The sequence below is a fragment of the Bradyrhizobium japonicum USDA 6 genome (genome assembly GCF_000284375.1).
Lineage (GTDB): Bacteria > Pseudomonadota > Alphaproteobacteria > Rhizobiales > Xanthobacteraceae > Bradyrhizobium > Bradyrhizobium japonicum.
Genome location: NC_017249.1, coordinates 5181986 through 5199989 on the forward strand (window position 1 = coordinate 5181986; position 18004 = coordinate 5199989).

Sequence of the window (18004 nt, forward strand, 5' to 3'; positions counted from 1 at the left end):
CTACCGCCGCCACGTCGGGGTCAGGCCCTCGCGCATGGCGAAGCGCCGCAGCGGGCCGATGGCGCCGAGCAGATGCATGCCGACCGCGCGGACCGGCTGGAGCGGCAGGAAATCGTTGAGCAGGGAGCGGTTGGCGATGTCGATCGCGAACGTGCGGCTCAGAATGTCCGGACGCCGCGCCCGGTCGTAGCGCTTGAGCACGTCGGGCGCGCCGGGATCCTGGCCCGCGGCGATGGCTTCGCCCGCGAGCCTGGCGATGTCAGCGGCATCGCGCAGGCCAAGGTTGAGGCCCTGGGCGCCGATCGGCGGGACCACATGGGCCGCTTCGCCGACCAGCGCGATGCGGTCGCACCCGAAGGATTTTGGACGCTCGATCGCCAGCGGGAACAGGTTGCGGCCTGGCTCGACCGTCATGCGTCCCAAAATGGAATGCGACTGCTTCTCGATCGCGGCGGACAGCTCCGCGTCGCTCAAGCCGCGAAGCCGCTCGGCCTCGGCGGGGGCCGAGACCCAGACGATGCTGGAGCGATCGCCGGGCAGGGGCACGAACACGCAAGGTCCATGCGGCGTGTGGAACTCGGTCGAGACGTTGCGATGCGGGCGCGCGTGGCCGACGTTGAAGGTCAGCGCGGTCTGCGTCAGGTCGCGCCGCGTCACCGCGATGCCGGCGGCTTCCCGGCACAGCGAGTGCCGGCCGTCGGCGCCGACCACGAGCCGGGCCGAGAGGAATTCACCGGACGCCGTGCGGACCGCGACGTCGTCGGCTTCGATGACGACGCTTTCGGCCTCGTCATCGCAACGGACGAGGTTGGGCAACTCGGCCGCGCGTTCTTCCATCGCCAGCATCAGCGAGCGGTTGTCGATATTGTAGCCGAAGGCTTCGAGCGCGATTTCGTGGCAGGAGAACCGGACCTCCGGCGCCCGGAACAGGCGGCCGGTGTCGTCGACGAGGCGCATGATTTCGAGCGCGGCCGCCTTGCCCTTGCAGCGCGGCCAGACGTCGAGGCCCTCCAGGAGATCGACGGAGGCGCCGAGCAGGGCGGTGGTGCGGTTGTCGGCATAGGGCACGCGCCGCGCCACCAGCGCGGTCCGCGCGCCGGCCTGCGCCAGCGCGATGGCGGCCGCCAGTCCCGCCGGTCCGCCGCCGATCACGGCCGCGTCATGGTGTGTCGATGCATCTGTCATGGAACGACAATTGACATGCTGCGCGGCAAATTCAAGCCCGGCTATATTTCCTTGATTTTGTGGCGAATTGTGCGACTGCGCGCCGCAATGGCGGATGTGCAAACCGGTCTCATTCTGATAGCAGAAGCCATGGATACCCAAGAGGATTCCCTGAAGCCGAGACCGGCGATCCGCGCCGCGGCCTTCTCGGTGCACATCTTCACCGCATTCGGCGCGGCCATCGCGCTGTTGGCGATGCTGGAGGCCGTGCGCGAGCATTGGGCGGCGATGTTTCAGTGGCTGGGCGTCGCCCTGATCATCGATGCGATCGACGGGCCGATCGCCCGCCGGCTCAAGGTCAAGGATGTGCAGCCGAACTGGTCGGGAGACGTGCTCGATCTCGTGGTCGACTTCGTCACCTATGTCTTCGTGCCAGCCTATGCGATCGTGGCGAGCGGGCTGCTGCTGCCGGTGGCGGCCCCGCTGCTCGGCATCGCCATCATCGTCACCAGCGCACTTTATTTCGCCGATCTGCGCATGAAGGCGGACGACAATCATTTCCGCGGCTTTCCGGCGCTGTGGAATGCGGCGGCATTCTACCTGTTCCTGCTGCACTGGCCGCCGCTGTGGTCGACCCTGCTGGTCGCTGCGCTTGTCGTGCTGACCTTCGTGCCGTTCCACGTGCTGCATCCGGTCCGGGTCGTGCGGCTGCGCTGGCTGACGATGTCGCTGATCGCGATCTGGGCCGTGCTCGGCCTCTACGTGCTGGAGATGGATTTTCGCGTCGGCACCGGCGTGACCATCGTGCTCTGCGCCATCGCGCTCTGGATCAGCTTCAGCGACGCATTGATCCGCCTGGCAAGATCCTTCGCATGATGCACCTCCTCACTAGTCCTGAAGCCTGGGCCGCGCTACTCACCTTGACCGCGCTCGAGATCGTGCTCGGCATCGACAACGTCATCTTCCTGTCGGTGATCGTGTCGCGCATCCCCGAGAAGCAGGCTCACCGTGCCCGCCAGATCGGGCTCGGGCTGGCGCTGATCTTCCGCATCATCCTGCTCAGTCTGCTGGTCTGGCTGATCGGCCTGACCGCGCCGGTGTTTTCGTTTTCAGGTTACGGCTTCTCCTGGCGCGATCTCATCCTGATCGGCGGCGGCCTGTTCCTGATCGCCAAGGCGACGCACGAGATCCACGCCGAGGTCGAAGCCGATGACGGTAAGGGCGACCGGGAGTCCGGTGGCAACGCGTTCTTCTGGGTGATCGTCCAGATCATCGTCATCGACATCGTGTTCTCGCTGGACTCGATCATCACCGCGATCGGCATGGCGCAGGACATCGAGATCATGATCGCGGCGGTCGTGATCGCCTGCCTGGTCATGTATATTTCGTCGGGACCGGTGTCGCGATTCGTCGCGGAGCATCCGACCACCAAGATGCTGGCGCTGGCGTTCCTGGTGCTGATCGGCGTCGCCCTGGTCGCGGACGGATTCCAATTCCACATTCCGCGCGGCTACATCTATTTCGCAATAGCGTTCTCGGCGGCGGTGGAATTCTTCAACGTGCTGGCGAAGCGCAACCGCAGGAAAGTCCGCAAGCCGTCCGTTTAACCGTTCCAGCCGGCGCCGAGTTGACAAGGCCGGCGCGATGTCTTTCGTTGGGCCGCGAGAAGAGGAGGTCAGGTGATGACCAAAGCCGTCCGTGTGCACAAGGTCGGAGGCCCCGAAGCCCTGGTCTATGAGAGCGTCGATGTCCCGGCGCCGGCTTCCGGCGAGGTGCGCATCCGCCAGCATGCGGTCGGGCTGAACTTCATCGACGTCTATTATCGCACCGGCCTCTACAAGGCGCCGGGGCTGCCTTTCATCGCCGGCAACGAGGCGTCGGGCGAGGTCATCGCCGTCGGGCCCGGCGTCACGCATTTCCATCCCGGCGATCGCGTGGCCTACTACCACAATCTCGGTGCCTATACCGGCGAGCGCAACATCCCCTGGGAGAAGCTGGTCAAGCTGCCCGACCACATCACGCACGAGCAGGGCGCCGTGCTGATGCTGAAGGGGCTGACGGTCTGGTATCTCCTGCACAAGACCTTCAAGGTCGAGCCGCACCATCGCGTGCTGATCCATGCCGCGGCCGGCGGCATCGGCTTGCTCGCCTGCCAATGGGCGAGGGCGCTCGGCGCCCACGTCATCGGCACGGTCGGCTCGCGCGAGAAGGCGGAGCTGGCGGAGGCCAATGGCTGCGACCACGTCATCCTCTACAACGAGGAGGATTTCGTCGCGCGCGTGAAGCAGATCAGCCGCAACGAGGGCTGCGACGTCGTCTATGACGGCGTCGGCAAGGCGACGTTCCCGGGCTCGCTGTCCTGCCTGAAGCCGCGCGGCATGTTCGTCTCGTTCGGCAATGCCTCGGGCCCCGTGCCGCCGTTCTCGATCGCCGAGCTCAACAATCACGGCTCGCTGTTTGCGACGCGGCCGAAGCTCAACGACTACGTCGGCACGCGCAAGGAGCTGCTGGAAGGCGCCGACACGCTGTTCGCCGCCGTCATCAACGGCAAGCTGCACGTGCCGATCAATCACGCCTACGCGCTCAAGGACGCCGCCAAGGCGCATATCGATCTCGAAAGCCGCAAGACCACCGGCGCGTCGATCCTGAAGCCGTAGCAAGTAGCTCCATCAAAGTCGTGGCCGGGACAAGCCCGGCCATGACGGCGAGGGCGTTTACGCCACGCGTCTTGCCGCGCCGGTCCTGGTCAAAATCCCGTCGAGACAATCGATCATCTCGGCGATCTCTCCCTTCGTGACGTTCAGCGCCGGCATGAAGCGCAGCGTGTCGAGCTGCGGCGCGTTCAGGAGCACGCCGGCCTCGAACGCCTGCGCGACGATGCTAGGTGCGATCGGCAGCTTGAGGTCGAGCGCGAGCAGGAGGCCACGTCCCCGCACGCCGCCGAGGCCGTGCCGGGCCGAGACCTTCTGCAACTCGCTTTCGAGCAGCAGGCCGGTCTCGGTGACCGCCTTCAGGAAGTCCGGCTTGCTGACCTCCTCCAGCACCGCGAGCCCCGCCGCGCACATGATCGGGTTGCCGTTGAAGGTCCCGCCCTGATCGCCGTGCTCGAAGCAGGAGGCACGTTCAGTCGCCAGCAGGGCCGCGAGCGGCACGCCGCCGCCGATGCCCTTGCCGAGCGTCATGATGTCGGGCGCGATGCCGGTGTGCTCGTAGTGGAAGAGTTTGCCGGTCCGGCCCATGCCGGTCTGGATCTCGTCAAAAATGAGCAGCAGGCCGTGCGCCTCGGTGAGCGCGCGCAGCTCCTTCAGGAACTGATCGGTCGCGGGCCACACGCCGGACTCGCCCTGGATCGGCTCCAGCATCACCGCGACGGTATTGTCGTTGATCAGCTCCTCGACCGAGGCGATGTCGTTCAGCTTCGCCTTCTTGAAGCCGGCGACCTTCGGCTCGAACAGCGGCTCGAACGCCTTCTTGCCCGAAGCCGACATCGTCGCAAGTGTCCGGCCGTGGAAGCCGCCTGCGAAGCTGATGATCTCGAACGCGCCGTTCCTGTGCAGGCTGCCGTATTTGCGCGCGAGCTTGATCGCGCCCTCGTTGGCTTCCGCGCCCGAGTTGGCAAAGAACACCTGGTCGAACGCGCTGTTTGCGACAAGCCGCTCGGCAAGCCTCAGGCTCGGCTCGTTGTAGAACGCCGGGCTAGGCGTCAGCAGCCGCTTGGCCTGCGCGGAAACCGCATCGGCGATCGCGGGCGGGGAGTGACCGAGGCAGTTGACGGCCCAGCCCTGCACGAAATCGAGATAGCGCTTGCGGCTGTCGTCCCAGAGGTAGGAGCCCGCGCCGCGGACGAACACGGCCTTGGGCCGTGCGGTGATGTCCATCAGCGCGTCATAGGGATGCGTGGTCATGTCGAACTCCTCTGCAGGCGGGTGGAAATGGAGCGCAAAAAGCAAAAAGGCCGCACCTTGCGGGTGCGGCCTTTGCGAAAACTCGGCTGAATTCTACTGGTTCAGCGGCGTCGTCGGACATGGCGCACCCTCTCGTCGTCGCGGAAGCGACGGCGGAGCATTTCGGTGCGCTGATGGGTCCGAGCGTTGATCATGGGGCGCGTCCCTACAGCCGAAGGCCAGGGCTTGTCAAGCCCATGCTCGGGCAGCGTTCAACCCTCAACGGCCGCGCGAGCGTCGCGTTCACGAGCATCGAGCGATGGTCGCTGGCCGGCACTGTAGGACGGTCTCGCCTCAAGGGTCGGCGCCTCCACCCCGACGGCCATCAGTGCCGTGACGATGATTGTCAGGGCAACGTACAGGATCAAACCTGCGGAGCTCTCTGCTGCGCCGAGGCGGTCCAGCGCTGCCAGCGCGAGCAGGTGGAACAGATAGACCGAGTAGGAGATGCGGCCGAGGAAGAGGCTTGCGCTGACAAGGGATGGCCGGCCCGCAAGACGCGGCGCGAATGCAAGCGCGGCCACGATCGCGGCGGCGCCGAACGCGGATGCGTAGAGGTGGAACAGCGCCTCGAGCGCGAGCGACGCCTGGCCGGCAAGCCGAAGCGTGAGCGCGAAGGCGGCGCTGCCGACGACGAGGAGCGTCATCCCCGCGCGCACTGGGGTGACCGCGCGCAGCAGACGGCCGTCCGAGACGGCAAGATACAGGACAAAGCCCCAGGCGATGGCATCGACGCGGAACGCGACAACACGGCGTACCTCCGGACCCCAGTCGGCCCAATCCCCGAAGGCGAAGCGGACAATCGTGACCACTCCGATATAGATCAGCGCGGCTGGAAGCGCCGTCCGCCGGCGACCGGGGACAAACGCCGACGCAATCAGCAAGAGAACGGGAAAGGTCACATAGAACCATTCCTCGACCGACAGGCTCCAGGCGATCGCGAAATAATCGTGATCGTTGGCTTGCCCGACCAGGTTCTGCACATAGAAGGTGTAACGAACGAAATCCGCGCTGAACGTTTGGCGCGCCGTGATCGAGACGAGAACGAGTGCGATCAGGTAGGGCGGCACAGTGCGCATCCATCGCCGCACGAGGAAGACGCCGAGATTGCGCAGGCGGAAGGAGCTTGCGGCCACCATCAAAATCTGTGGGGCCAGGACGTAGCCGGACAGCACGAAGAAGATTTCGACGCCGAGAATCGAGATGGTTTCCGCGGCCGGCGCGCTGGCGGAGCTGGCCATGAAAAAATGCGGGATGGCGACGGAGAAGGCGGCGATGCCGCGCAACAGATCGAGCGAAGCGATCCGACCCGTCACGTTGCAATCCCGCAGGCCTTGAGGCCGCGCAAGGTTGCATCCGCGAGCGCCTTGTTGCCGGCGGCGCTGAAATGACCGCTGTCCGTGCGCAGCATTCCCGTTCGTGAATACGCGTCCTTCAGTTCGGGCGAGGGATCGACGATGCAGATGCCGGGCTGGCTGCCGACGGCTTCCATCATCATCGTCAGGCTGCGTCCAAGCTCGCCCTGAATGTCGGGCGACGGAATGAGCAGGAGCACAAAGCGATTGTTGCGGACGGCGGCTTCACGGGCAAATGTTTGGATCAGCGACACGCCGAGACGCCGCAAGGCGGCCATGTCTTCCCGCGGCGAAGCAAGGCTTGCGGCATTGAATTGCTCGGTGCGGGTCAACTTGCGATAGATCGCAGTCGCCACATGGAACGAGAACGGAAAGGCGAGCGGAGTCCACTCGGCGGCGGGCATGTCGCTGGTGATGGCATCGCGGATCGCGGCGACGTCGGCTGCGGGGCGGGGGATCAGCACGAGGCGGTCTTTTTCAAGCACGAATCTCGGCTTGGTCAGGCTGGCCCGCGGAGAATGATCATCCGACAGCGAGAAGAAGGCCGGGGACGAGGCCCCGGCGCCGACGAGCATGAGTTCGATGAGCCCGAGGATGACGATCGAATCCGAACGTGAATGCTCACGATACAGCAGCAATGTCTGGTCGATACTGAAGCCGCCGATGCCGTGATTATCGATCTGGCAGCCCAAGGCTTGCGAGACCAGATATGGCCAGGTTTCTGCGGCGGCGACATCCGGGCTCTGGGTGAATGACCCGCCCCATGCAGAGCCGCAAGTTGCGGCGCCGACCTTCGGCACGGGCTGTGTCGGAAGTTCGCCTTGCCGGGGCCAGCCGGTGAACGAGCCCTCGCGCTCATGGGGCACCATCGCGGCGATCTCGGCATCGAGCCGCCATGGCTTGTAGAGCAGGTATGGATTGCCGCGCGCGATCGAGGCGAGCCCGAAGCCGAAGAACATCATGTCGGCGATGGCCGCAAACAGCGCGAGTCCGATGGCGCGCCGGACGATCGGAGCCATCTTAGAAATACTTGTAGTGGAAACGCGACGTAACGGCCTCGTCCGAGAGCAGAAGCAGCGCGCCAAGCACAAGGGCAAGCACGGCGAGGGCCAGCAGGGCGCGGTTTTTCGACAGGCGTTTCGCGACCCCCGACGGGGGGGCTGGAGGGGCTTGATCGTCGATCATGATGCAGTCCGGGCGGAGATCTCGGTCGCTGTTAGCGCGACTCAACGTAAAGTTCAATCACTGCGATAGTTGCGGTCGGGCCGTTTTCTGCGGTCGGAGGCTGCCGTACCCCGCGGAATCGACGGCGCGGTTGCGATCGGCAACCGCCCGCTCCGGGTCGCTTCGCCGAGCGTGGCTCACTCAGCATGTTGATCGCGCCAATCTGCACTCCGCAATAGATTGGATGTCATTTGATTGCCGTACAGAAACCATTGCGCCTCTAGCGCGTTTGTGATCGAAGGACGCGACTTGGTTCGAACCGAATGCATCACGGGTCAGACCAAGAAGGCGGGACCAACCAGATAGTTTGAAGACCTTGTCCGATACGCCTTACCCGATCGACCTCGACAGCATTCGCGGCGCGTTTCCGCCGGGCATCGAGGCGCCATCCCTGCTGGTCGACTTTGCCGATTGGCTGAACGGGCGCCCGTGGGGCAGCGTCGGCCGTTTCTCCCTGCAAGGCCAGTTCTCCGATCAGGCGCCGATCTTCGACGGCAGTCCCTTGCGCGACAGGTTTTCACTGTTCATGCGGCTGCCGGATGGCTCGGCCGTCGGTGGCTGGTATGGCGCAGGGCTTGATCGCGACAACCCGCCGATCGTGGGGCTGGGCTCCGAGGGCGACTACGAGCTGCTCGCGCCGAGCCTCGACGGCTTGCTGGCGAAGCTGACGTCGCAGCAATTCGACAAGGCCTGGAGCGATCTCAACCCGCATGACGAGGTCGAGTGCCAGACGGACGAGCTCGCGCGATGGCTTGCCGGACAGCCGATCGGCGACAAGGCCGCGTGTGACGACGGTGCTGCAGAGCTTCCCGACTTTCGCGGCTTCGTGGAAAAATGGAGCCGGGATCGCGAGGACTATTGGGCCAATCACCGCCTGATGGCTGAGCTCGGCTGGCGGCTCGCCGCGCATCTGCCCAGGGGCAAGAAGCCCTGGGACAAGACGCATTTCGAGGTCGCGATCGTCGGCAAGCAGTACGAGGCGCGCGTCCTTTCGCACGGACCGCAGCCGTTCGAGGAGGCCGCCTCGGTCGAATCCCTGCTGCGCGATCTGCGCGAGGAAATGCGGAAGGCGCAGCCCGAACTCGGGCTGTGGTACGCGATGAAATTCGGCCTCTATGTCGACGGCCGCGTCATGCCGAACTTCGAATACGATGTGCGACCGATCATCGGCGGCGAGCCGGCGCAGCTCTCCGAGGCAATGGCCGATCTCGCGCGCGCACCAAGGCCAGAGCGCTGGGTGCCGAAATGGCTGGCGACATCCTGAAGCTCGGAATCCCGCGATGCTGCGGCCCAGCCGGCGCGCCGAAATCTTCTGCTGTCGCGCCATCTTGACCTCGCGGGAACGGCACCTTCGATCCCCTTGACTTAGAGTGCGCTCGAAGGGGTATCTGTACGTGCGTCAGTACGAGAACGGGCACACATGAAGATCGGCGACCTCGCAAAACGAACCGGCTTGTCGGCTCACACGTTGCGTTATTATGAGCGCGTCGGGCTGCTGCCATACGCGGACCGGGATCGTTCCGGCCAGCGTGACTTTGACGCATCGATCCTCACATGGATCGCATTTCTCGGTCGGCTCAAGACCACGGGAATGCCGATCCGGGACATGTTGCGTTATGCGGCGCTTCGTGATGAAGGCGAAGCCACCGGGCCAGCCCGGCGGCAGATGCTGGAAATCCACCGGGAACAGGTTCGCACGCAGATTGCCGAACTCCAGGAATGCCTGCTCGTCCTTGATACCAAGATCGCCGGCTATGCCGGCGACGAACAGAGGACGAAGGAAGATGACGCACGCCCAAACACAAGCCGAAAGCCGCTTCGATCGCGGCCAGCGGGCCCTGTCACGCATTGACGGCAGAGCCGGCGAAAAGGTCGTTGCCTCACTCGCCGACATCGCTCCGGATTTCGCACGATACGTGATCGAGTTTCCCTTCGGCGACATTTACAGCCGCCCGGACCTCGGCCTGCGCGATCGAGAGATCGCGACGATCGCCGCACTGACGGCGCTCGGAAATGCCGCGCCTCAGCTCAAGGTGCATATCGAGGCGGGCCTGAATGTCGGGCTGTCTCGCGACGAGATCGTGGAGATCATCATGCAGATGGCCGTCTATGCGGGCTTCCCGGCAGCGGTGAACGGGCTGTTCGCAGCCAAGGAGGTGTTTTCCGCGCATGACGGACGGCAGGCGTCCGGAGAAGCGACATGACGAATTTCGAACACGATGTGCGCCCGATCGTCGTCGGCGAACCCGCAAAACTGACCGAAGCGCAGGCCGATCTCGCCCGGGCACCACGGCCCGAGCGCTGGGTGCCGAAATGGCTGGTGTGATTGTTTCCACATCGTCATTGCGAGCGCAGCAAAGCAATCCAGACTGTCTCCGCGGAGGGATTCTGGATTGCTTCGCTACGCTCGCAATGACGGAGCGCCTCAGAACCCCGCGACGCTGCCGTGCAGATCGTACTGGTCCGCGCGCTCGATCTTCGCGGTGACGATCTCGCCGACGCGCAGAGGACGGCGGCTGGAGAGATAGACCGCGCCGTCGATCTCCGGCGCGTCGGCCTTGGAGCGGCCTTTTGAAACCGTCGGGCCGACCTCGTCGATGATGATCTGCTGGCGGGTGCCGACCTTGCGCTTCAGCCGGCGCGCCGAGATCTTTTGCTGGCGGGCCATCAGCGCGTTGTAGCGCTCCTGCTTGACCTCTTCCGGCACGGGGTTCTCGATCGCATTCGACGTCGCACCCGCAACCGGCTCGTATTTGAAGCAGCCGAGGCGATCGATCTCGGCTTCATCGAGCCAGTCGAGCAGATAGGCGAAGTCGGAATCGGTCTCGCCGGGGAAGCCCACGATGAAGGTCGAGCGCAAGGCGAGGTCAGGGCATTCCTCGCGCCACCGCTTGATCCGCGCCAGCGTCTTGTCCTGCGCCGCCGGACGCTTCATCGCCTTCAGCACCTCGGGGCTCGCGTGCTGGAAGGGGATGTCGAGATAGGGCAGCACCTTGCCCTCGTTCATCAGCGCGATGACTTCGTCGACATGCGGGTAGGGGTAGACATATTGCAGCCGCACCCAGGCACCGAGTTCGCCGAGCTCGCGGGCGAGGTCGAGGAATTTGGCGCGGACCTGACGATCCTTCCACGGGCTCTCGGCATATTTGAGGTCGACACCATAGGCGGAGGTGTCCTGCGAGATCACCAGCAGCTCCTTGACGCCGGCACCGACAAGGCGCTCGGCCTCGCGCAGCACGTCATTGGCCGGACGCGAGACGAGATCGCCGCGCAGCTTCGGGATGATGCAGAAGGTGCAGCGGTTGTTGCAGCCTTCGGAAATCTTCAAATAGGCGTAGTGGCGCGGCGTCAGCTTGATGCCCTGCGGTGGCACCAAATCGAGATGCGGATTGTGGGCCGGCGGCAGCGCGCGATGCACGGCATCGAGCACGCTCTCATACTGCTGCGGACCGGTGATCGACAGCACGCCGGGATAGGCCTGCTCGATCTGCTCGGGCTCGGCGCCCATGCAACCCGTCACGATCACCTTGCCGTTCTCGGCCATGGCCTCGCCGATCGCCGAAAGCGATTCCTGCTTGGCGCTGTCCAGGAAACCGCAGGTGTTGACGATGACGACATCTGCCCCGTCATGCTTGCGCGCGAGCTCATAGCCCTCGGCACGGAGGCGCGTGATGATGCGCTCGGAATCCACCAATGCCTTGGGACACCCGAGTGACGTGAATGAAATGCGGGGCGCTCTGTCCATGGTACCGCCTGGAGCCTAGATCTGAATTGTCCGGATTTAGCGATCCAACTAATTGAACCGATGGCGAAATTCAATAACTAACCTATGCGGTGCGATGCTAAAGCAGTACTCGCGCCCGGTTCCGATCGTGCGAGTGGAGGAGCCGAGATGGATTGCTCCAACGTGCACCTTTTTGTTGTTATTCTGTTCTTGCGTAATTCCACGGAGCTAAACTGCGATGCGCCGTTTCATCTTCGGCATGGCTTTCGTTACCGCTGCCTGCGGCGCGATGTTTCCGGTGCGGGCTGAAGTCGACAAGATCATCCATGTCTGCGATCGGCAAGAACGAATGTGTCCGGAATTCAGGCCACGCGTGAAGGCACCCGATGGATGGACGAGGGACGAGGCCGCGAGTCTCAAGTACGGCGCCTCGATGTTCGTGCCCAATGGGAAGACGTTCGGCAAAGCCGAAGTGATCATCTATGCCGATGGCCGCTACAACAAGGATCGGACCGAATTGGTTCAATGGGTCGCAACGAGCGATAGGGATTGGGCGACGACATCCGGCAAGAATGCCAAGATCACCACGCTTCCCGCGGTGAACCCCAAGGTCATTATCAACCGCTACGACAATCCGTCCCTGAAGGATCAGCCGATTGAAGTGATCGCGCATTACGCCGATCTCGACAAGGACGGCAATTCCTACGTCGTGCGGCTAGCGGTCTCGGGCCTCAACGAGACGGCGGTGCTGGCCGCCGTGCCACTTCTCGACCAAATGATCGCTGGCGCGAGGATTCCGTGAGAGCGTAAGCCCAGATGGCAGCTGCCGTCGGGCGAAAGTGGGCGGCTTCGAAAGTTCACATTCGTTGTCTCAGGGACACCCGAGCGACACCAAGCTGACCTTGGGCGCAGCCGTCTGATCCATATCTGATCTGCCTGATTGACAGGCCTGAGCTAGTCCCAATTGCCCATAATTACAACCCTTTGCATGGCCCTCCGGCATGCTATGGATGAATCGCCTGACGTGAGTGAGCTATGAGCGCCGAACAGTCGCCCAAAATCGTGATTGTCGACGAAAGCCCGATCCGGGCCGCGATCCTCGAGGAGGGGTTGCGGGAGGCCGGATTCACGCAGGTCGTTCATATCCGCGAGATGCAGAGCCTGCTCGCCCGTATTTATGCGGTGGATCCCGACATCATCCTGATCGACCTGGAAAACCCCAGCCGCGACGTGCTTGAGGCGATGTTCCAGGTTAGCCGCGCCGTGAAACGGCCGATCGCGATGTTCGTGGACCAGAGCGATTCAGCCTCGATCCAGGCGTCCGTGGAGGCGGGCGTATCCGCCTACATCGTTGACGGGTTGAAGAAGGAGCGCATCAAGCCGATCCTCGACCTGTGCGTATCCCGCTTCAACGCCTTTGCAAAACTCCAGGAGGAGCTGGAGCGCACCAAGTCGCAGCTCGAGGACCGCAAGATCATCGAGAAGGCCAAGGGCATCCTGATGAAGGTCAAGGGCCTCAACGAGGACGAGGCTTATGTGCTGCTGCGCTCCACGGCGATGCGCGAGAAGAAGAAAATCGGCGAGATCGCGCAGTCGATCATCACCGCGTCGGAGATGCTGAAATGACCGGTCCCCTCCGCATCGGATTCATTCCGCTGGTCGACGCCGCCGCCCTGATCGTCGCGGTCGACAAGGGCTTTGCCGCCGCCGAAGGGCTCGAGGTCGAGCTGGTGCGCGAGGTCTCCTGGTCCAACGTGCGCGACAAACTCAATATCGGCCTGTTCGACGCCGCGCATCTGCTGGCGCCGGTGGCGATCGCGTCCTCGCTCGGGCTCGGCCACGTCAAGGTGCCGATCGCGGCGCCCTTCAACCTCGGCATCAACGGTAACGCGATCACGGTCTCGCCGGCGCTCCACGCCGCGCTGATGGAGGAGATCGACGGCGACCGTTTCGATCCGCTTGTCACGGCGAAAGCGCTGGCGAAGGTCGTCGCCAAGCGTCGCAAGCTAGGTGCCGATCCGCTGACCTTCGGCATGACTTTCCCGTTCTCGACCCACAATTACCAGCTGCGGTTCTGGATGGCGGCGGCCGGCGTCGATCCGGATGAGGATGTGCGCCTCGTGGTGCTGCCGCCGCCCTACATGGTCGATAGCCTCGCCAACGGCCATGTCGATGCGTTCTGCGTCGGCGCGCCCTGGAACTCGGTCGCGGTCGATCTCGGCATCGGCCACATCCTGCATTTCGTCTCCGACATTCTCGTGCGCGCGGCAGAGAAGGTGCTGGCGGTTCGTCAGGTCTGGGCCGACAAGCATCCGGATGTGGTGGCAGCGCTGGTGCGCGCGGCCGTGAAGGGCGCCGCGTTCATCGAGGACCCCGCGAACCTGTCTGAGGCGGCGCGGATCCTGGCGCAGCCGGAGCGGATCGGCGTCGATGCCGAAGTCATTCAGCGAACCCTCACCGGGCGCCTGAAGATTTCTCCCGACGGCACCCTCCGCGAGAGCGGTCGCTATCTCCTGGTCGGACGCGAGGGGGCAGGGCGCCCGGACCCTGTCCAGGCGGCCTGGCTCTATGCGCAGATGGTGCGCTGGGGGCAAACGGCGTTGACGCCTGACGGCGTCAAGACGGCGATGGCCGTGTTCAGGCCCGAGCTCTACGACGCAGCCCTCGGTCAGCAATCGCCCGCTGAAGCCCCCGCGGCGTTCGGGGCATTTGCGGGCCCGGCCTTCGATCCCGGCAACATCCGCGGGCATCTGGAGGCCTTCGAGGTCGGACGCTGGAAGGCTTGATTCGGTCCTGCATCGTTTTTGTGCGGAAGAGATTATCGGCTAAATTTTGAGCCGCCTGCTCGAATTTCATGAGAGTTCCGGACCGCGGTTTTCCGGGCGTGTCCGTAACCATCTGAAATAAAAGCAATTTCCATTTCATCGAAGCTGGCACGCAACTTGTATGTTGCAGTGCGGCCAGCTTGTCACAGACGCCTGCTGAGCCGAGTCCCGCAGCAACGAAGCTGACCGGACCGTTGGGTGCGCAGCCGGCTTCTTGAGCCAGCCGAGTTCCTCGCGGGTCGCGCAATTTTCCGTCGATGCCACTCGGTGGCCGCAGGAGCTTCGTTACCGCCCATGAAAATCGATACGCTCTCAGTCGACTTTTCCGACGAGCAGAAACGCTATCTCGAAGGCTTCACGACCGGTTTGCAGATCAGCCGGGTCGGCCGCGGTCTCGGCGGCAGCGCCGGCAAGGCCAATGCCGAGCCCACGGGCCCCGACGCCGTCCACATCAAGGCGCAGGACAAGGTCATTGCAGCCGGCAAGAAGCTCGCCGACCAGGAGAAGTTCAAGCGCGACGAGCATCCCTTCGATGCCTATCCGCGGCTGCGGCAGCAGGCGCTCGACAACGCGCCGCCGAGCCCCGCGGACAATTTCCGCTGGCGCTACTACGGCATCTTCTACGTCGCGCCGACGCAGGACTCCTACATGTGCCGGCTGCGTATCCCGAACGGCATCATGAAGCACTGGCAGCTGTCCGGCCTTGCCGATCTCGCCGACGATCTCTGCGGCCCGTACAGCCACGTCACGACGCGCGCCAATCTCCAGCTCCGCGAGATCCCGCCGAAGAACGCGATCAGGCTGATCGAGGGCATCCAGGACCTCGGCCTGTGCTCGCGCGGCTCCGGCGCCGACAACATCCGCAACGTGACGGGGACGCCGACCGCCGGCATCGATCCGCAGGAGCTGATCGACACGCGGCCCTATGCGCGGGAGTGGCACTACCACATCCTCAACGACCGCTCGCTCTACGGCCTGCCGCGCAAGTTCAACGTCGCCTTCGACGGCGCCGGCAGGATCGCAGTGCTGGAGGAAACCAACGACATCGCTTTCACCGCGTTCGAGGTGAAGGACGGTTTTGGCGTCGAGCCCGGTGTCTGGTTCCGCCTCGGCCTCGGCGGCATCACCGGGCACAAGGACTTTGCAAAATACTCCAACATCATCGTCAAGCCGGAGCAGGCCACCGCCGTCGCCGACGCCATCGTGCGCGTGTTCATCGATCACGGCGACCGCACCAACCGCAACAAGGCGCGGCTGAAATACGTGCTCGATGCCATGGGTCATGACGGCTTCCTCAAGCTTGTCGAGGAGCGGCTGAAGACGCCGTTCACGCGCGTGCCGGAAGAGGCGTTTGCGCCGCGGCCAGCCGCGGACCGCATGGCGCATATCGGCGTGCACAAGCAGAAGCAGGACGGCTTGAGCTGGATCGGCGTCTCGCTGACGCTCGGCAAGATCAGCTGCGATCAGATGCGGGGTCTGGCCAAAGTGGCGCGGGACCTCGGCGACGGCGAGATCCGCCTGACCGTCTGGCAGAACCTGCTGATATCGGGCGTGCGCGACGAGAATGTCGAACTCGCCATCGCGGCGATCAAGCAGATCGGGCTCGCGGTCGAGGCCTCGCATATCCGCGCCGGCCTGATCGCCTGCACCGGCAATGCCGGCTGCCGTTTCGCGGCTTCCAATACCAAGCGCAATGCCGCCGAGATCGGCGACTGGTGCGAGCCGCGCGTCGCCATGGACAAGCCGGTCAACATCCATGTCACCGGCTGCCATCATTCCTGCGCGCAGCATTACATCAGCGACATCGGCCTGATCGGGGCGCGCGTGCCGATCAACGACGAAGACACGGTGGAGGGCTATCACCTCTTCACCGGTGGCGGGTTCGGCCCTGACGCCGACGTCGGGCAGGAGGTCTATCACGACCTGAAGGCCGAGGACGCGCCGAAGACGGTCGAGGGACTGCTCAAGGCCTATATCGCTCACCGCTCGTCGCCCGACGAGACCTTCCTGTCCTTTGCGCGCCGCCATGATGGCGAAACGCTGCGCAAGCTTGCCGATGCACAGGTGTCCGCATGAACCAGATCACGCCTCCGCCGAAACTCGACATCATTCCCGCCAGCGCCCCGTTCTCCGACGCGCAGCGCTCCTGGCTCAACGGCTTCTTTGCCGGACTGCTGTCGCCTGATGTGGCCACGCCGCTGTCGGCGGAGCAGGGCGCAGCGGTCATGCAAGCCGGTGACGGCGACGACGGTGAAGCGCCGTGGCACGACCAGACCATGCCGATTGCCGACCGGATGAAGCTCGCCGAGGGCCGTCCCGTGCGCCGCAAGATGATGGCCGCGATGGCGCAGCAGGACTGCGGCCAGTGCGGCTACAATTGCCACGACTATTCGGAGGCGATCGCCACCCGTAGCGAAGCACGGCTCAATCTCTGCGTCCCCGGCGGCAAGGAAACCGCGCGGATGCTGAAGTCGCTGTATGAGGAGCTGGACAAGGCGCCGGCGGCCAAGGCGGCTGACAAGGTGGATGCGGTCGCGGCGCCGGCCGTCACGGTGACGATCGCCGAGCCCGGCCGCTCGCGCGACAATCCGGTCGCGGCGACGTTTCTGTCGCGGCGCCTGCTCAACAAGGGGAAGTCGGAGAAAGAGACCTATCACGTCGAGTTCGATCTCGCCGAGAGCAAGCTCGACTATGTCGTCGGCGACAGCTTCGGCGTGTTCGCGCGCAACGAGGTCGGCCTCGTCGATCAGATCATCGCGCTGCTCGGCGCCTCCCACACCACCAAGGTCAACGGCAAGACGCTGCGCGAGGTGCTGATCGACGACGTCTCGCTGTCGCCCGCGCCCGACACGCTGTTCGAACTGATCTCCTTCATCACCGGCGGCGCGCAGCGCGAAAAGGCGCGGGCGCTGGCGCAGGGTGAGGATCCCGATGGCGACGCCGCCACGCTCGACGTCATGGCGGCGCTCCAGAAGTTTTCGGGCACGCGGCCGCATCCGGAGGCCTTCGTCGAGGCGCTGGAGCCGCTCCAGCCGCGGCTCTATTCGATCTCCTCCTCGCACAATGCGACGCCGGGAAAACTGTCGCTGACGGTGGACTCCGTGCGTTACGTCATCGGCAAGCGCAAGCGGATCGGCGTGGCCTCGACCTTCCTCGGCGAACGCATCGCCGAGGGCGAGAAGCTCAAGGTCTATGTGCAGAAGGCGCACGGTTTCGGCCTGCCGCAGGATCCGAAGACGCCTGTCATCATGATCGGCCCCGGCACCGGCATCGCGCCGTTCCGCGCCTTCCTGCTCGATCGCAAGGCGACCGGCGCGCCCGGCAAGAACTGGCTGTTCTTCGGCCATCAGCGCAGCGATTGCGATTTCTTCTACCAGGAAGAGCTCAACGCGATGAAGACCTCGGGGCTGCTGACGCGCATGTCGCTGGCCTGGTCGCGCGACGGCGAGAAGAAATTCTACGTCCAGGACCGCATGCGCGAGGTCGGCCGCGAGGTGTGGACGTGGCTCGCGGAAGGCGCGCATCTCTACATCTGCGGCGATGCCAAGCGGATGGCCAAGGACGTCGAGCGCGCACTGGTCGATATCGTCGCGCAGTTCGGGGCACGTTCGACGGATGAGGCTGTCAGTTTTGTCGCCGAGCTCAAGAAGACGGGCCGCTTCCAGGCTGACGTCTACTAAGGCGCGAGCCGATCAGCGCAAATCGTCCCGGCAGCGCAACCGCCGGGCGTCGCGCCGCTGGGCCGCTTCTACTGTGCATGGGGTTGTT

At 64.4% G+C, this 18004-nt stretch carries 17 protein-coding genes and 1 pseudogene; 12 read left to right on the top strand and 6 right to left on the bottom strand.

Features of this window, described 5'->3' with window-relative positions:
- Positions 1–1185, bottom strand: a complete 1185-nt coding sequence (locus BJ6T_RS24535; protein ID WP_028169498.1) for a UbiH/UbiF family hydroxylase — start codon at positions 1183–1185, stop codon at positions 1–3.
- Positions 1186–1272: 87 nt separating this feature from the next.
- On the opposite strand from BJ6T_RS24535, the gene pcsA reads away from it, so the two are divergent.
- From pcsA to BJ6T_RS24550, 3 genes are all read left to right on the top strand, one after another.
- Complete coding sequence (pcsA, locus tag BJ6T_RS24540; protein WP_028169499.1) at positions 1273–2040, top strand: phosphatidylcholine synthase; 768 nt, start codon at positions 1273–1275, stop codon at positions 2038–2040.
- Positions 2037–2771: a TerC family protein gene (locus tag BJ6T_RS24545; RefSeq protein WP_028169500.1), complete on the top strand. Its 735-nt coding sequence runs from the start codon at positions 2037–2039 to the stop codon at positions 2769–2771. Before pcsA ends, BJ6T_RS24545 begins: the two co-directional genes overlap by 4 nt.
- 75 nt (positions 2772–2846) lie before the next feature.
- Positions 2847–3821 (top strand): quinone oxidoreductase family protein, encoded by a 975-nt coding sequence (locus BJ6T_RS24550; protein ID WP_014495182.1) that lies wholly within the window; start codon positions 2847–2849, stop codon positions 3819–3821.
- A 57-nt stretch (positions 3822–3878) separates the two neighbouring features.
- Here the strand turns inward: BJ6T_RS24550 and BJ6T_RS24555 are convergent, their stop codons facing one another.
- From BJ6T_RS24555 to BJ6T_RS47395, 4 genes are all read right to left on the bottom strand, one after another.
- A complete protein-coding gene (locus BJ6T_RS24555; protein ID WP_014495183.1) occupies positions 3879–5069 on the bottom strand; it encodes an acetylornithine transaminase in 1191 nt (396 codons plus the stop codon).
- Between the two features lie 251 nt (positions 5070–5320).
- The gene (locus BJ6T_RS24560) at positions 5321–6424 is read right to left on the bottom strand and encodes an acyltransferase family protein (RefSeq protein ID WP_014495184.1); all 1104 of its coding nucleotides are present in this window, start codon (positions 6422–6424) and stop codon (positions 5321–5323) included.
- Positions 6421–7482: an SGNH/GDSL hydrolase family protein gene (locus BJ6T_RS47390; RefSeq protein WP_014495185.1), complete on the bottom strand. Its 1062-nt coding sequence runs from the start codon at positions 7480–7482 to the stop codon at positions 6421–6423. Before BJ6T_RS47390 ends, BJ6T_RS24560 begins: the two co-directional genes overlap by 4 nt.
- A gap of 1 nt (position 7483) precedes the next feature.
- The gene (locus BJ6T_RS47395; RefSeq protein WP_014495186.1) at positions 7484–7648 is read right to left on the bottom strand and encodes a hypothetical protein; all 165 of its coding nucleotides are present in this window, start codon (positions 7646–7648) and stop codon (positions 7484–7486) included.
- A 346-nt stretch (positions 7649–7994) separates the two neighbouring features.
- Here BJ6T_RS47395 and BJ6T_RS24570 point away from each other — a divergent pair, with 346 nt between their 5' ends.
- From BJ6T_RS24570 to BJ6T_RS49185, 4 genes and pseudogenes are all read left to right on the top strand, one after another.
- Positions 7995–8951, top strand: a complete 957-nt coding sequence (locus BJ6T_RS24570; RefSeq protein WP_014495187.1) for a hypothetical protein — start codon at positions 7995–7997, stop codon at positions 8949–8951.
- 156 nt (positions 8952–9107) lie between these two features.
- Positions 9108–9539, top strand: coding sequence for a MerR family transcriptional regulator (locus BJ6T_RS24575; RefSeq protein ID WP_014495188.1), 432 nt, complete (start codon positions 9108–9110; stop codon positions 9537–9539).
- The gene (locus BJ6T_RS24580; RefSeq protein WP_014495189.1) at positions 9472–9891 is read left to right on the top strand and encodes a carboxymuconolactone decarboxylase family protein; all 420 of its coding nucleotides are present in this window, start codon (positions 9472–9474) and stop codon (positions 9889–9891) included. The genes BJ6T_RS24575 and BJ6T_RS24580 overlap by 68 nt, the downstream gene beginning before the upstream one ends.
- Positions 9888–10013, top strand: a pseudogene (locus tag BJ6T_RS49185) (hypothetical protein); the annotation flags it as partial. The gene BJ6T_RS24580 and the pseudogene BJ6T_RS49185, both read left to right, overlap by 4 nt.
- A gap of 99 nt (positions 10014–10112) precedes the next feature.
- On the opposite strand, the gene rimO reads toward BJ6T_RS49185, so the two are convergent.
- A complete protein-coding gene (gene rimO / locus BJ6T_RS24585; RefSeq protein WP_014495190.1) occupies positions 10113–11432 on the bottom strand; it encodes a 30S ribosomal protein S12 methylthiotransferase RimO in 1320 nt (439 codons plus the stop codon).
- A gap of 217 nt (positions 11433–11649) precedes the next feature.
- On the opposite strand from rimO, the gene BJ6T_RS24590 reads away from it, so the two are divergent.
- The 5 genes from BJ6T_RS24590 (at position 11650) to BJ6T_RS24610 (ending at position 17916) form a co-directional block, all read left to right on the top strand.
- Positions 11650–12213, top strand: coding sequence for a hypothetical protein (locus BJ6T_RS24590; RefSeq protein WP_014495191.1), 564 nt, complete (start codon positions 11650–11652; stop codon positions 12211–12213).
- 233 nt (positions 12214–12446) lie between these two features.
- On the top strand, positions 12447–13037 hold the full coding sequence (locus BJ6T_RS24595) for an ANTAR domain-containing response regulator (protein ID WP_014495192.1): 591 nt from the start codon (positions 12447–12449) through the stop codon (positions 13035–13037).
- The gene (locus BJ6T_RS24600) at positions 13034–14197 is read left to right on the top strand and encodes a CmpA/NrtA family ABC transporter substrate-binding protein (protein ID WP_014495193.1); all 1164 of its coding nucleotides are present in this window, start codon (positions 13034–13036) and stop codon (positions 14195–14197) included. Before BJ6T_RS24595 ends, BJ6T_RS24600 begins: the two co-directional genes overlap by 4 nt.
- 333 nt (positions 14198–14530) lie before the next feature.
- Positions 14531–16312, top strand: coding sequence for a NirA family protein (locus tag BJ6T_RS24605; RefSeq protein ID WP_014495194.1), 1782 nt, complete (start codon positions 14531–14533; stop codon positions 16310–16312).
- Entirely contained in the window at positions 16309–17916 is a 1608-nt protein-coding gene (locus BJ6T_RS24610) for a sulfite reductase subunit alpha (protein WP_014495195.1), read from the top strand. The genes BJ6T_RS24605 and BJ6T_RS24610 overlap by 4 nt, the downstream gene beginning before the upstream one ends.
- Positions 17917–18004 lie beyond the last annotated feature (88 nt).

Bases quoted from the DNA above. Each gene is read 5' to 3' on its own strand.
- BJ6T_RS24535 (WP_028169498.1), bottom strand. From the start codon at position 1,185: ATGACAGATGCATCGACACACCATGACGCGGCCGTGATCGGCGGCGGA.
- pcsA (WP_028169499.1), top strand. From the start codon at position 1,273: ATGGCGGATGTGCAAACCGGTCTCATTCTGATAGCAGAAGCCATGGAT.
- BJ6T_RS24545 (WP_028169500.1), top strand. From the start codon at position 2,037: ATGATGCACCTCCTCACTAGTCCTGAAGCCTGGGCCGCGCTACTCACC.
- BJ6T_RS24550 (WP_014495182.1), top strand. From the start codon at position 2,847: ATGACCAAAGCCGTCCGTGTGCACAAGGTCGGAGGCCCCGAAGCCCTG.
- BJ6T_RS24555 (WP_014495183.1), bottom strand. From the start codon at position 5,069: ATGACCACGCATCCCTATGACGCGCTGATGGACATCACCGCACGGCCC.
- BJ6T_RS47390 (WP_014495185.1), bottom strand. From the start codon at position 7,482: ATGGCTCCGATCGTCCGGCGCGCCATCGGACTCGCGCTGTTTGCGGCC.
- BJ6T_RS47395 (WP_014495186.1), bottom strand. From the start codon at position 7,648: ATGATCGACGATCAAGCCCCTCCAGCCCCCCCGTCGGGGGTCGCGAAA.
- BJ6T_RS24575 (WP_014495188.1), top strand. From the start codon at position 9,108: ATGAAGATCGGCGACCTCGCAAAACGAACCGGCTTGTCGGCTCACACG.
- BJ6T_RS24580 (WP_014495189.1), top strand. From the start codon at position 9,472: ATGACGCACGCCCAAACACAAGCCGAAAGCCGCTTCGATCGCGGCCAG.
- rimO (WP_014495190.1), bottom strand. From the start codon at position 11,432: ATGGACAGAGCGCCCCGCATTTCATTCACGTCACTCGGGTGTCCCAAG.
- BJ6T_RS24590 (WP_014495191.1), top strand. From the start codon at position 11,650: ATGCGCCGTTTCATCTTCGGCATGGCTTTCGTTACCGCTGCCTGCGGC.
- BJ6T_RS24595 (WP_014495192.1), top strand. From the start codon at position 12,447: ATGAGCGCCGAACAGTCGCCCAAAATCGTGATTGTCGACGAAAGCCCG.
- BJ6T_RS24600 (WP_014495193.1), top strand. From the start codon at position 13,034: ATGACCGGTCCCCTCCGCATCGGATTCATTCCGCTGGTCGACGCCGCC.
- BJ6T_RS24605 (WP_014495194.1), top strand. From the start codon at position 14,531: ATGAAAATCGATACGCTCTCAGTCGACTTTTCCGACGAGCAGAAACGC.
- BJ6T_RS24610 (WP_014495195.1), top strand. From the start codon at position 16,309: ATGAACCAGATCACGCCTCCGCCGAAACTCGACATCATTCCCGCCAGC.